Genomic DNA, 13048 nt, shown 5'->3' on the forward strand with positions numbered 1-13048 from the left:
GTAAAATATATAATAATATTTAATATAAATTAAATCCTTTGAAGGGAAGCAAGTAAATTTAAAAACAGATTTATAGAGAGTTGTATATGGTGAAAGTACAATAATTATGCTTAAATTGAATGGGTTCCAGAGGAGTAAAATGAATTAAATTAATTTTTAGTAGTTTTAACCGTAATTCTTGCGTTATGAGATAGGATTTTGTGATCCATTTTGAGGAGAAGGTTCTTTGAGCTTCTTGAATTTAGGTGGTACAGCGTTAAAAGCGCCCTATGATTTAAATCATAGGGCGCTTTTTATCAATCAAAAATATTGTAATATTTGGAGGTAAAATTATGGAAAATAAGAAAAAAGTAATATTTAGTGGAATTCAACCTTCGGGAAATTTAACCATAGGAAATTATTTTGGAGCCTTGAAGAACTGGGTAAAGCTTCAGGATAAATACGACTGTTATTTTTGTGTGGTGGATCTACATGCCATAACTGTAAGGCAGGAACCAAAGGATTTGAGAAGAAGGACACTTGAAGTACTGGCCATATATCTGGCTGCAGGCATAGACCCTGAGAAAAATACCATATTTATTCAATCTCATGTTCCTACTCATAGTGAAGCAGCATGGCTTTTAAACTGTTTTACTTATGTGGGAGAGCTTGAGAGAATGACTCAGTATAAAAGCAAGGCCAAAAAGTATGGGGATACGGCAGAGGGTGTAAGTGCAGGACTCCTCAATTACCCTGTACTGATGGCCGCAGATATATTGCTTTACAATGCAGATCTTGTACCTGTAGGAAAAGATCAGACTCAACACATTGAAATTACTAGGGATATAGCTGAAAGATTTAATAATGCCTATAGTCCTACGTTTACTTTACCGGAGGGGTATATACCAGAAGGAGGATCCAAGATAATGGATCTGCAGGATCCTACAAAAAAAATGTCTAAGTCATCCAGCAATCCTAACAGTTACATACTGATTATGGATCCTCCTGAAGTGATAAGAAGAAAGATAAGTAGGTGTATTACGGACAGTGTAGGTGTGGTGAAATACACAGATGATCAGCCGGGTGTGAAAAATCTCATAAATATATTGGTTGCAGCTGCTGGAATGAGTCATGGTGAAATAGAAGCTAAATATAAGGGAAAAGGTTATGCCGAATTTAAAAATGATGTAGCAGAAGCCTTGATAAGAGAACTTTCTCCCATACAGAACAAAGTAAATGAATTTCTTGAGAATAAAAAATATCTGGAGGAAATATATAAGAAGGGTGCAGAAAAAGCATACTATGTGTCCAGTAAAGTCTTGAGGAAAATGCAGAAAAAAATAGGATTCATACCTGTGTCAAAATAAAAGATCTGGTATATGAATTTTAGGTACAATAAATTAAGGGCAAATTACCGCTGTAAAACAGCATCTAATTTGCCCTTGATAAAAGTTATTTATTCTACTTTTCCTATATCTGACAGTTCAAGGCCCTTGTTGTGTTCCAGTGCCCAGCTGATATTCCATTCACTTTGAAATATCAATATATCTCTTCCCTTTAAGTCCTTTACTTTTTTTGTATCACTTGTTAAAATTAAATTTTCTAATGCTGTTTTAGAGTTCTCTATCCACCTTATAGCTCTGTAAGGTAAGACATCTATTTTTATATCCACATTGTATTCACTTTTCATCCTATATTCTAATACTTCAAACTGGAGTAATCCCACTACACCTATGATGATTTCCTCAATGCCTATATTTAATTCCTTAAATACTTGAATTGCACCTTCCTGTGAGATCTCTGTTATTCCCTTTATAAACTGTTTTCTTTTCATGGTATCTATGGTTTTAACTCTGGCGAAATGTTCGGGTGCGAAAACGGGAATACTTTCAAATTTAAATTTTTTATCAGGAGAACAGAGGGTATCTCCTATACTGTAAATCCCTGGATCAAATACACCTATTATGTCCCCGGCATATGCTTCTTCTACTATTTCTCTGTCCTGAGCTAAAAATTGCTGTGGTTGGGAGAGTTTGACTTTACTTTTTCCCTGTATGTGAAATACTTCCATTCCTTTTTTGAATTTCCCAGAGCATATTCTCATAAATGCAATTCTATCTCTATGAGAGGGATTCATATTGGCCTGTATTTTAAATACAAAGGCTGAGAACCTGGGATCAAAAGCGTCTATTTCCCCAATGTCAGATTTTCTGGGCAATGGCGGTGAGGTTAAATTTAAAAATTCTTTTAAGAAGGGCTCTACCCCGAAATTTGTAAGGGCACTGCCGAAAAACACGGGAGTAAGCATACCCTTTCTAACTTCTTTCATATTAAATTTATCTCCAGCTATATCCAAAAGTTCTATATCTTCCTGAAGCTTTTTGTGGAGAGGTTCTCCTAGAAGATCCTTAAATACGGCATCTTCCACCGTACCTTCTACAGATGTTACTGCAGTTTGACCATGATTGCCTCCATTGAAAACTTCTATTAAATTTTTTTTTCTGTCATATATACCTTTAAAATCTTTACCGGATCCTATGGGCCAGTTCATTGGGTAAGATTTTATACCAAGTACATTTTCTATGTCCTCCATTAGTTCAAAAGGATCTTTGCTTTCTCTATCCATCTTATTTATGAATGTAAATATGGGAATTCCTCTCAAACTGCATACATTAAAAAGTTTTTTAGTCTGGGCTTCAACTCCCTTTGCAGCATCAATAACCATTACAGCACTGTCTGCGGCCATTAAAGTTCTATATGTATCCTCACTAAAATCCTGATGTCCTGGTGTATCCAGTATATTTATACAGTAATTATCGTAATTGAATTGCATTACCGATGAAGTTACAGAAATTCCTCTCTTTTTCTCAATGTCCATCCAGTCTGATACTGCATGTTTTGTAGCTTTTCTAGCCTTAACTGAACCTGCAAGTCTTATGGCACCACCGTATAATAGCAGCTTTTCAGTAAGGGTTGTTTTACCAGCGTCCGGGTGAGATATTATTGCGAAAGTTCTTCTTTTTTCTATCTCTTTTCTTAAGTCTGCCACTACATTTTCTCTCCTATTCTCTCTATTAGTTAGTTCCATTACTGATTTTAACTTTATTATATATTAATGTCAACTTCAGATAAATATAGTGTTGACAAGTGTATTTTAAAAACAAATTAGTTTTTCATGGTGTACAAATAATAATTATTAACATAAATAGGTTTTCTATTTTTGTAGTAGAATATATTTAAAGGTTTTTCAAATAATATTTTAGCCTTGTCCAATATAAAATCTGACAATTTTACAGTTACATATGCCAAAATCATACCGGCAATTATGTCTATTACCCAGTGAATTTCAAGATACAGGGTTGAATATATTACGCTCAGGCAAAAAAATCCAAAGATAAATTTGAATATTTTATTTCTTTCCCTAAGTGCCAATAAGAACATGGCAAAGCATATAGATGTATGCATAGAAGGAAAACAATTGAGTGTAATTCCAGCAGCAGCTTTAGAACTTAAGTGTCTGGCCAGTCCATCAGGTTGTCCAAGTACATACCATACCTCTTGCAGGTGAAAGGTAAGGTAAAATGGAGTTATCAAGAATATTTGCAGAACATGGGCGGATAATGTATAACGAAGCATCTTTTTTAAATCCATAATTAATGCAGATCTGTATAATGCCAATAGAACGGGAAGTACAAAACCATTGTTGTATACTATTCTGAAGAACCAGGTTAGAGTTTCTGATTTGTATACTCTTGCAAAACTTCCGTCATTAAAAGGTATACTGCTGAAAATGGGATTTAGATTTACTATTATATCTTTTTTAATCTGCCATCGTAACATTTTACCCCAGAATCCATATCCATGTTTATTTATATAAAATATAAACAGGAAAAAAACAGTACATATTAATAGAAATGGAATTAATTTAACATCGTGTCTAATGTCTTTATAAACAGTAAAACATATTAAAGCAAGCATAAATAAATATATTTTGCTGGTTAGACTGATGGATGAATAAGGTGCTATGTGCAGGGCTCTGTGTAAAAAAAATAAACCTATAAGCACAAAATAGTACCTTTTTAATAGTTCCAGAAGTTCTAGGCATATATATTTTGCTCTTCTCCATATTTTTTTTTCTACTAATTTTTGCATAAAATTATAACCTCCCTATGTACAAGATAAATTATATCATGAGTAAAACAGTAAGTATATAAGATATTCGCATATACTTACTGTTTTTTAAAGTACATAGAGAGGTTGGTGAAAATCATAAAAAATTGTAAATTTATGTGTGTTTTTTCCTGGTAACTAATAGATCCAATGTAAAGACAGAGATACATATTAAAAGCAAAATGTTTATAGATATTGCTCCTATTCTTAACATTAATCCTATGAAAAATAATATAACTATAAGATTACAAAGCCATTTGAAAAATGTCATTGTTTCCTCCTCTTAAATCTATTATTCAATATATATTATTACCCTTATTGAGCAAAGTTATTATAAAATAAAATTGTACCCATACATTTTGACTTTTTTGTAAACAAAAATATAATAGTACTAACTTATAATTAGAGAAAGGATTGACCGTAATGGAACAAAAAAAATTAAGCATTAGTGATCTAAAAGTTCGAGATATCATTCAAGTAGCACTTATGGCAGCGGTAACCTATATTGCTACAGCTGTAATCAATATACCGACAGGAGTTGTGTTTAGGGGAGTCGTACATCTGGGAGACAGCATGGTACTTTTAGCAGCAGTACTTTTGGGAAGAAAAAAAGGTTTTTTTTCAGCTGCTATAGGAATGAGTTTATTTGATATTCTTTCACCTTATGCTATTTGGGCGCCCTTTACTTTTTTTATAAAGGGTATTATGGCGTGGATTGCGGCAGCAATTGCCTATAGAGGAAAATATAATGGGGAAAAGCTGTGGAATAATGTACTAGCATTTGCTATGGCTTGCGTCTGGATGATAGCAGCGTATTATACAGCCGGAGTTTTAATGATGCATTACATAACCAATATAGGTTTCTCCCAGGCACTTGTATTATCAGCGGCAGAAATTCCGGGAAATATTGCACAGAGCATTGTGGGAATGGCTATAGCACTTCCACTGGCAAAAGTTTTAAAAAGAGTAAATTTGGTAAAATAGAAATGTTGGGAATTATGCAGCTAAGTTGCTGACGGTAAATAAGTAAAAGAGAGGATAAACCTCTCTTTATTTATCTTCTCATTCTGTTTTTCTCCGCTTTTCTCTTCTTTCTACATTCTGGGCATCTTACAGGGTCATTTTCAAATCCTTTTTCTTTATAAAATTCCTGTTCACCTTCAGTAAACACGAATTCCTTTCCACAGTCCTTACATATGATTGTCTTATCTGCCATTTAAATAAACCTCCTTAACCAGGACTAATTTTATTCTTGATAATCTACCTCCTAGGGTTAAGGAGAATATAGTACCTTGAAAAAATTTGACCTAATATACATAAATTATAATTAGAGTAAAACTCTATTCACATTATACCATATTCTAATAAAAAAGCAATGTTTTAGAAGAATATTGCTTTCCCCAATTTATTGATATAACTGAAATACAGAATATATAGCAGTAAGAGTCATTTGGAATTTTAACAAGAGTAATATATAATAAAAAATAAAAGGCATATGTTAAAATTGAGGTTGTTTTTATGGATATAAAAAAATTTCTTAGTTTGTTGAAAAGATCAGAAGGACCTAAATTGGATTTTAAACAGTGCATAAATGTTGAAAATGATAGTGGAAGAAAAGAACTGGCCAAGGATATATGTGCTATAGCTAATTCTAGAGGGGGTAGGGGCTACCTCATAATAGGAATTGAAGATAAAACAAAAAGAATACTTGGTGTTGATAAAATAAATTTTAGCGAGGAAAAAATACAACAGATAATTAGTTCTAGAATTGATCCTCCAATACCGGTGTCACTCCAAATCCTAAAGTATAATAACAAAAATATAGCTGTTATAAATATATATAACAGTCCCCAAAGACCCTACCAGATGAGAGACAATGGAGCTTTTTATATAAGAAGAGGCTCAACTAATGATACTATGCGCAAACAGGAAATAATCTCTGCTCTTCAGGAAAATCTAATTATAGATGTGGAACTTTGTCCAATACCCCACAGTGATTTGAACTGCATAGATGATAACATAGTACGCAGATATTTTTTATCCCAGGGAATAGAGATTATTGATGACAATAAAATAGAGTTAATGGAGAACGCTTCAATAATATATATGGACAAAAATTCGGGGAAATATATGGCCACCTTGGGTGGGCTGCTGGTATTCTCCAGAGTTAATAATATATGTGTGCCCCATAACATGATAAAAATAGTCAATAAGGTTAATAAAAATTTTAAATCCGTTGTTGTAATTCAAGGGGATTTGCTCTCTATGATGGACAAAGCAGAGGAGACAGTTAAGGAGATTATAAATGTGAAATCATATCCTGTGGAAGCGGTAAATGAAGGAATAAGAGAAGCTATAGTGTATAGAGATTATTCGGATTTTTCCAGGGGAATAGAGGTTGTGTTAGGGTATAATAGCATGGTGGTAACCAGTCCGGGTATTTTAATAAATAGAAGGAATGCAAATTTTTATAATTATTTAAATAGGAATATGTGGATATATGAAAAGATAATAGCTCTTGATACTAAAGAGAGATCTGTGAATATTTCATCTGGTTTTAATAGAATGCGGAAAAAGTTTAAAAATAAGGGAAAGGTTAAATTTATAAATTCTATGAAGAATTATAATTTTAAAGTAATTTATCCCGGCATTAAAAATTTCAAATGATGTGAGGTGGTAATGCAAAAAATGTAGTGATTTTTATTATAAATTATTATATAGCTGTTGAAAAAATATTCTGAACATTATATAATCTATGTATAAGGATGGCACCTAAATATTAAATTAAGGGGTGATAGAAATGATTCATGTGTTTTGCAGCAAAAGAGGTTCAGGAAAAACAAAAGAGCTGATTAATTTGGCTAATGAAAAAGCAAATATAGGAAGGGGGCATATTGTTTATGTAGATGATGACAAACGACCGTCATTTCAATTAAACAGGGAAATAAGGTTTATAGCTACAAGTGATTTTAAATTAAAAAAGATGGAAACTTTTTATGGTTTTTTGTGCGGCATACTTTCAGAGGACTATGATATTGATACAATCTTTGTTGATGGGTTGTTTAATATTATAGATGGGAATCTTGAAGATATGTCGCATTTGTTTTATAATATTGAAAAATTATCGGCAGAATATAGAGTGAATTTTTATATAAGCATAAATGAAGAAGAGGAAAAAATACCAGAATTTATTATGAAGTATGTGGCCTAATTGAGCTGCTTATTGATGCGAAAACAATTTAATCTTTATAATATACTTAAGACTGGAAAGGTTTCCAGTCTTAATATTTTATCTGACAAATATCATTGCTATTGTCTCTAATTTTTTGAAATCATCAGGTGATAAATAATGCCAATGTTGTAAAATTGCAATATCTGGGTAAAATATTGAAAAAGATAAGCTTTGAATATATACTATACATTATAACAGCTGTACTTATTATTTGAAAGGTTGTGATTTTGATTGACTAATGTTTATGACATATTATTAGAACGTGGTTACATAAAACAAACTACTCATGAAGAAGAGATAAGAGAATTATTGGGAAGAGAAAAAATAACGTTTTATATAGGATTTGATCCTACCGCAGATAGCCTTCATGTAGGACATTTTTTACAGATGATGGTTATGTCTTATATGCAAAAAGCAGGGCATAGACCTATAGCTCTGCTTGGTGGAGGCACAGGTATGGTGGGCGATCCAACCGGCAAAACTGATATGAGAAAAATGTTGACTCCTGAACAGATACAACATAACGTTGAATGCTTTAAAAAACAATTTTCAAGACTTATAGATTTAAAAGACGGAAAGGCCATTATAGAGAACAATGCCAAATGGCTCTTGAATCTGAACTATATAAATTTTTTAAGAGAGGTAGGAGTTCATTTTTCTGTAAATAAAATGCTTACAGCGGAATGTTTTAAACAGAGGCTTCAAAAGGGACTGTCTTTTCTTGAATTCAATTATATGTTAATGCAGGCTTATGATTTTTTAGAATTAAACAGAAGGTACAATTGTGTACTTCAGTTTGGAGGAGATGATCAGTGGTCAAATATTATTGCAGGAGTAGATCTGATTAGAAGAAAAGAGCATAAACCTGCTTATGGAATGACATTTACGCTTTTGACTAAAAGCGATGGCAAGAAAATGGGTAAAACTGAAGGTGGAGCACTTTGGTTAGACAAGGAAAAAACATCACCTTATGATTTCTATCAGTATTGGAGAAATATAGATGATGCTGATGTTGAAAAATGCTTGACGCTTTTAACTTTCCTTCCAATGGATCAAGTTAAAAGACTTGGAGCACTTCCTGGAGAGAAGATAAATGAAGCTAAAAAAACTTTGGCCTATGAAGTTACTAAGCTTGTACATGGAAAGGATGAGGCTGAAAAAGCTAAAAAGGCTTCAGAGACATTGTTTGTTGGTGGTCATGATATGGGAAATATACCTACAGTGGAAACAACTAAAAATTCTTTAGGGTGTTCTATAGTGGAATTTTTAGTTGAACTGCACATATTGCCATCTAAAAGTGAGGCCAGGAGACTTATAAATCAGAATGGTCTGACTGTAAATGATAAGAAAGTCGGGGATCCTAATTTTATTGTTACAGAAGATGACTTTAAAAATGGATATATGCTTGTAAGGAAAGGTAAGAAAAATTATAATAGAATTGCACTTAAATAAATAGGATATAACTTATCCAGGACAGCTGTTTTAATAGATTTGTAAATCATATTAAACAAATTTTGTCCTGGATGAGCCTTTAAATATTATGTTTCCACATTATTATGGCATCTTCTTTATTGTCCATATAATATGACTTTCTTATACCTTCTTCTACAAATCCATATTTTTTATAGAGATTTTGAGCAATTAGGTTGGACTTTCTTACTTCTAAAGTCATGCTGGTTATGAGTTCAATTTTACATATTTCTATGAGTGCATCTAGCAGAGCACTTCCAATACCAAATCCCCTGTATTCAGGATGGACTGCTATATTTGTTATGTGTCCTTCATCTAATATATGCCACATACCTGCATACCCCATTAGTATGTCAAGTTTTTTAGCAACTACGTATTTAGCAAGGGTATTGCTTTTAATTTCTCTTTCAAGAGATTCCCTTGACCAGGGTGTGGGAAAACACATATTGTTTATTGCAAGTACGCTGTCAATATATTCTGGCTTTAAAGGACATATTTCCACATCAATCATTTTTAAAAGACCCCAATTTTTTTTCATATTCTCTTTCTGCCTGGGATTTTCTCAAATAGAAAGGGGCAAATTTGTAAAGATCATCTTGTAGACCAGAAATTAAGAGCTTTAACCCTAGTTCGCCTAAGGAAGAGGCTTTTACTAAGTTTAAGTGCACAGGTGCAAAATGAGAATCTTTTACCTCTGAAGTTAATTTCTCCTTAAATTTTGGTATGGCGTCTCCTATAAAGTATATAGGTTTATTATGGCGATTTAGCAGATCAATTAGATCATCAATGGAGATAATCATATATCTGCTCATAATATTTAAATTATCATTGACAAAGTTATAAATTGCAGTGTATACATTTCCTCTGAGAGCGTCCAGTATTGGGCATATAATACCTGGAGTATAGCATAAATTATAGGCTAGAGCATCTAGAGAAGATACCCCAATAAAAGGTTTTCCCGTACCCTGGCTTAGTCCCTTGATTACAGCGGCTCCAATTCTGAGACCTGTGAAGGAACCAGGCCCTTTGGAAACAACAAATCCATCTAAGGAGTTTATGTCTATGTTTAAGTCTTTCAAAAGTCTATCTATTATAGGCATTAGAACTGTAGAATGTTGTTTCTTATAATTAAAAGTAATTTCACCAAATAGTTTATATTCATCCAGTATAGCACATGTTGCTGATTCGGTAGAAGAATCCAAACTTAAAATTTTCATATTTCTATTTTAACTCCTTTATATAATTATATCTATTTCCATGGTATTTTATTATTATTTTTCTGAAGTCAAGACCTTTTTCTGGCATCTTATAAATACTTACCCATATACATTCTTCTGGTATTAGTTCTTTAATATAATCAGCCCATTCTATAACACTTACAGCAGAACTGAAAATATATTCATCAAATCCTATAGATGATATTTCGTCTATATCGTTCACCCTGTACACGTCAAAATGAAAGAGTTTTAGTCTTCCCTCATATTCATTTACTATAGTAAAAGTTGGGCTTGTTATAGTGGTGTTTATTTTAAGACCCGATGCTATACCTTTGGTAAAGTAGGTTTTACCAGTGCCAAGATCACCTTTAAGACAGATTATGTCACCGGCATTCAATAAATTTCCCAATCTTTTTCCCAAATCCATGGTATCTTCCACACTTTTTGAAACGTATTCCAATTATTTCATCTCCCGAGTATCTTTCTTCTTACAAGAAGCTGCTATATATTTTTTAGAAGAATGTGAGGAAATATATATAACTTCTTTTAAATAATTTAGTGCATTAGAACATATAAAATTTTCAAGTGCCATATTATCCATTATACTAAAAGCTTTCACAGAAGATAAGCCCTTTCTGTAAGGTCTATCTTCCGTAAGTGCCTGATATATATCACATACCGCCATAATTCTGGATTCTTCAGATAGATCATCCGACTTTAAACCACGCGGATATCCCTTGCCGTTTAATTTTTCATGGTGATTTGATGCCCACTCGCTTATGTTGGGTATATCCTCTATTCTGTCTAAAATTATTTTGGTGTAATAAGCATGGGATTTTATTATATTAAATTCCTCATCTGTCAAAGAATCGTTTTTATCCAATATGTATAGGGGAATAGCTAACTTACCTATATCGTGAAGAAGACCTGCAATTTTCATCTCACGACATTTTTCTACAGGATATCCAATGTGTTTTGAGACCCTGTAGGCTAAACTTGCTATACCCTTGGAGTGAGTTGCAGTAAATTTACTTTTATTATCTATTATATTTGCAAATATCATGGATATATCCTCAAATTCATCTATGCCCATAAACATGTTTAGGTTTGGATGCATTTTATCTAATATGAAACTGGCAAAAGATATGTTTTGAAGATTTAACCAGAATATATCGTGCATTGCACTCTTTAAAAAAGCACTTACGATTGTTTCGGAGAAAATTTTGTTGCAATTATTTTTAACCCATTTTATAATATTATCCTTTTGTTGAAAGTTAGACAAATTTTCATTATATAATATTTCTATTAAATCGGAGATTCTTATTACTTGACTTTCTATGGGAATTTCATTTTCAGATAATTTCATAGGTCCACTGCCATTAAAATTTTCATGATGATATAATATTATAGTGGACAGATCCTTGAATATGGGAAAGTGTTCTGTTATTTTAGCTCCAATTTTACAGTGCTCTTTTATAAAAAGATTGGCAGAGTGGCTTTTGTCATAAAGAAAGTTTGCTGCCCCTATATCATGCAATAATGCTGATACGTAGATTCTATCTTTGCATTTTTGGTCTAGATTTATTTGATTTGCAATTTCAAGTGCTATGTATGTAGTTCTCTGGGAATGATGCATGAACTTATGATCGGAATAATTTACATTAGTTATATTTTCAATAATAGGATCATTTCCCGGAAAATTGTTATAATTGGAGCTTATCTGGGCTAAATCAAGAGCTATTGCCATAGATCTTATTGTTTTATCGATACTAACTTTCATGGTTAAACCTCCATTTAGTGGTATATTAACTATATATAATTCTATCACAATAAAATGATCTGATAAACATATTATAGTTAAGCACATAAAGAGTGATTTATGAATTATAAAAGTAATTTGCAATGTTAGATCACTTTATGTAAAATATATTTGTTATTATCTAATTTATCCGAACTTGAGAATCACTTGATCAAGGTACTACTATTTTATTTTAAAATGTAGGGAGAAAGGTGAAAAACTTGAAAAGATTAGTAAGTTTAATTATGCTTTTTTTGATAATATTTTTTGCATCCTGTAGTGGCAAGAATTATAATGAAACAGATAAAAGTGTTAATAAATTGGCTGTGAGAAAAGATGTGGAATTAAATATAGTAACTACTGACAAACTTTTGTACAATATGGTAAAATCCATAGTTAAAGATAGACATGTAGTTGAATACATGTTTAATAATAGGTCAGGTGAAATGAATTTTAAATTTACAGAAGATAGTGTAAACAATATATCTAAAAAAGATCTCTTTTTTTACGTAGGAGCAGGTTTTGAACCTTGGATAGATAGTTTTGTAGATAAATTAAATAAGAACAAAGTTGGAGTAACTAACGTTTCTAGAGGAGTGCAGCTTTTAACTTATAATAAAACAGTAAAATATGATGGCAGGATTTTAAAGTATAATCCATATTATTTTACTAATATTGATAATTATAGAATAATGCTTATGAATATAAAAAATGCACTTCAAGATAAGGATCCACAGAATAGGGATATTTATGAGAAGAACTTTTCTGAAGCATTGAAGAATCTTAATAGTTATAAAAATGATTTAAAATCTGTAGATGATCAACTGAGTGACTATAATTTTATTGTGGCTGAAGATCAACTGAGCTATTTTGTAAAATACAACAATTTAAATGCTCTGGAGATAAATCCCGGGGAAAATGGCAGTATAATTCCCAAAGATCCAGATGAAAAGCAAAGTTTAGAGCAAAAATTAAAAAATAGTAATATAATATTTTTATATAATGATGAAGCTATATTAAAAGATAATGCTGAAATATTGAAAGATTATAATATAAAGGCGGTAAAAATAGAAATTTATGACGGAGATCTTACATATGAAGATACTCTCAAATACAATATTAAAAATTTGGGAAATATTTATAAGAGATAAAAAACTTGCAATTTACTATTTTATATTATAT

13 protein-coding genes and 1 other annotated feature are annotated in these 13048 nt (G+C 31.8%); of the genes, 6 read left to right on the plus strand and 7 right to left on the minus strand.

Annotated features, from left to right (window positions below):
• Window positions 1-29 precede the first annotated feature (29 nt).
• Window positions 30-273: a binding site (T-box leader), on the plus strand.
• A gap of 59 nt (window positions 274-332) precedes the next feature.
• On the plus strand, window positions 333-1346 hold the full coding sequence (gene trpS / locus J5G60_RS11630; RefSeq protein WP_150356825.1) for a tryptophan--tRNA ligase: 1014 nt from the start codon (window positions 333-335) through the stop codon (window positions 1344-1346).
• Window positions 1347-1435: 89 nt separating this feature from the next.
• On the opposite strand, the gene J5G60_RS11635 is transcribed toward trpS, so the two are convergent.
• A complete protein-coding gene (locus J5G60_RS11635) occupies window positions 1436-3028 on the minus strand; it encodes a peptide chain release factor 3 (protein WP_150356824.1) in 1593 nt (530 codons plus the stop codon).
• Between the two features lie 116 nt (window positions 3029-3144).
• Window positions 3145-4131 carry a phosphatase PAP2 family protein gene (locus J5G60_RS11640; RefSeq protein WP_150356823.1) on the minus strand — a complete coding sequence of 329 codons (987 nt, stop codon included), beginning with the start codon at window positions 4129-4131 and terminating at the stop codon, window positions 3145-3147.
• 441 nt (window positions 4132-4572) lie between these two features.
• Here J5G60_RS11640 and J5G60_RS11645 point away from each other — a divergent pair, with 441 nt between their 5' ends.
• Entirely contained in the window at window positions 4573-5133 is a 561-nt protein-coding gene (locus J5G60_RS11645; RefSeq protein WP_150356822.1) for an ECF transporter S component, read from the plus strand.
• A 70-nt stretch (window positions 5134-5203) separates the two neighbouring features.
• Here J5G60_RS11645 and J5G60_RS11650 read toward each other — a convergent pair whose 3' ends face one another.
• A complete protein-coding gene (locus J5G60_RS11650; RefSeq protein WP_150356821.1) occupies window positions 5204-5365 on the minus strand; it encodes a zinc-ribbon domain-containing protein in 162 nt (53 codons plus the stop codon).
• Window positions 5366-5667: 302 nt separating this feature from the next.
• Between J5G60_RS11650 and J5G60_RS11655 the strand changes: the two genes are divergently transcribed.
• From J5G60_RS11655 to tyrS, 3 genes are all read left to right on the plus strand, one after another.
• Window positions 5668-6816, plus strand: coding sequence for an AlbA family DNA-binding domain-containing protein (locus J5G60_RS11655; protein ID WP_150356820.1), 1149 nt, complete (start codon window positions 5668-5670; stop codon window positions 6814-6816).
• 133 nt (window positions 6817-6949) lie between these two features.
• On the plus strand, window positions 6950-7360 hold the full coding sequence (locus tag J5G60_RS11660; protein WP_150356819.1) for a hypothetical protein: 411 nt from the start codon (window positions 6950-6952) through the stop codon (window positions 7358-7360).
• Window positions 7361-7612: 252 nt separating this feature from the next.
• Entirely contained in the window at window positions 7613-8833 is a 1221-nt protein-coding gene (gene tyrS / locus J5G60_RS11665) for a tyrosine--tRNA ligase (RefSeq protein WP_150356818.1), read from the plus strand.
• Between the two features lie 79 nt (window positions 8834-8912).
• Here the strand turns inward: tyrS and rimI are convergent, their stop codons facing one another.
• Genes rimI through J5G60_RS11685 form a run of 4 tightly spaced genes read right to left on the minus strand, consistent with a single transcriptional unit; the run spans window position 8913 to window position 11848 of the window.
• On the minus strand, window positions 8913-9362 hold the full coding sequence (gene rimI, locus J5G60_RS11670) for a ribosomal protein S18-alanine N-acetyltransferase (RefSeq protein WP_150356829.1): 450 nt from the start codon (window positions 9360-9362) through the stop codon (window positions 8913-8915).
• A complete protein-coding gene (gene tsaB, locus J5G60_RS11675; RefSeq protein ID WP_150356817.1) occupies window positions 9355-10068 on the minus strand; it encodes a tRNA (adenosine(37)-N6)-threonylcarbamoyltransferase complex dimerization subunit type 1 TsaB in 714 nt (237 codons plus the stop codon). The genes rimI and tsaB overlap by 8 nt, the downstream gene beginning before the upstream one ends.
• A 4-nt stretch (window positions 10069-10072) precedes the next feature.
• On the minus strand, window positions 10073-10528 hold the full coding sequence (tsaE, locus tag J5G60_RS11680; RefSeq protein WP_150356816.1) for a tRNA (adenosine(37)-N6)-threonylcarbamoyltransferase complex ATPase subunit type 1 TsaE: 456 nt from the start codon (window positions 10526-10528) through the stop codon (window positions 10073-10075).
• Window positions 10529-11848 (minus strand): HD-GYP domain-containing protein, encoded by a 1320-nt coding sequence (locus J5G60_RS11685; RefSeq protein WP_150356815.1) that lies wholly within the window; start codon window positions 11846-11848, stop codon window positions 10529-10531.
• Window positions 11849-12078: 230 nt separating this feature from the next.
• On the opposite strand from J5G60_RS11685, the gene J5G60_RS11690 reads away from it, so the two are divergent.
• Complete coding sequence (locus J5G60_RS11690; RefSeq protein ID WP_236035277.1) at window positions 12079-13017, plus strand: metal ABC transporter substrate-binding protein; 939 nt, start codon at window positions 12079-12081, stop codon at window positions 13015-13017.
• Window positions 13018-13048: the final 31 nt, after the last annotated feature.

This window comes from Clostridium sp. HV4-5-A1G, from assembly GCF_900184915.1.
In the GTDB taxonomy this organism is placed as follows: Bacteria; Bacillota; Clostridia; order Clostridiales; family Clostridiaceae; genus Clostridium_B; species Clostridium_B aromativorans.

Bases quoted from the DNA above. Each gene is read 5' to 3' on its own strand.
- J5G60_RS11655 (WP_150356820.1), top strand. From the start codon at position 5,668: ATGGATATAAAAAAATTTCTTAGTTTGTTGAAAAGATCAGAAGGACCT.
- J5G60_RS11640 (WP_150356823.1), bottom strand. From the start codon at position 4,131: ATGCAAAAATTAGTAGAAAAAAAAATATGGAGAAGAGCAAAATATATA.
- tsaB (WP_150356817.1), bottom strand. From the start codon at position 10,068: ATGAAAATTTTAAGTTTGGATTCTTCTACCGAATCAGCAACATGTGCT.
- J5G60_RS11645 (WP_150356822.1), top strand. From the start codon at position 4,573: ATGGAACAAAAAAAATTAAGCATTAGTGATCTAAAAGTTCGAGATATC.
- J5G60_RS11650 (WP_150356821.1), bottom strand. From the start codon at position 5,365: ATGGCAGATAAGACAATCATATGTAAGGACTGTGGAAAGGAATTCGTG.
- J5G60_RS11685 (WP_150356815.1), bottom strand. From the start codon at position 11,848: ATGAAAGTTAGTATCGATAAAACAATAAGATCTATGGCAATAGCTCTT.
- J5G60_RS11660 (WP_150356819.1), top strand. From the start codon at position 6,950: ATGATTCATGTGTTTTGCAGCAAAAGAGGTTCAGGAAAAACAAAAGAG.
- rimI (WP_150356829.1), bottom strand. From the start codon at position 9,362: ATGATTGATGTGGAAATATGTCCTTTAAAGCCAGAATATATTGACAGC.
- trpS (WP_150356825.1), top strand. From the start codon at position 333: ATGGAAAATAAGAAAAAAGTAATATTTAGTGGAATTCAACCTTCGGGA.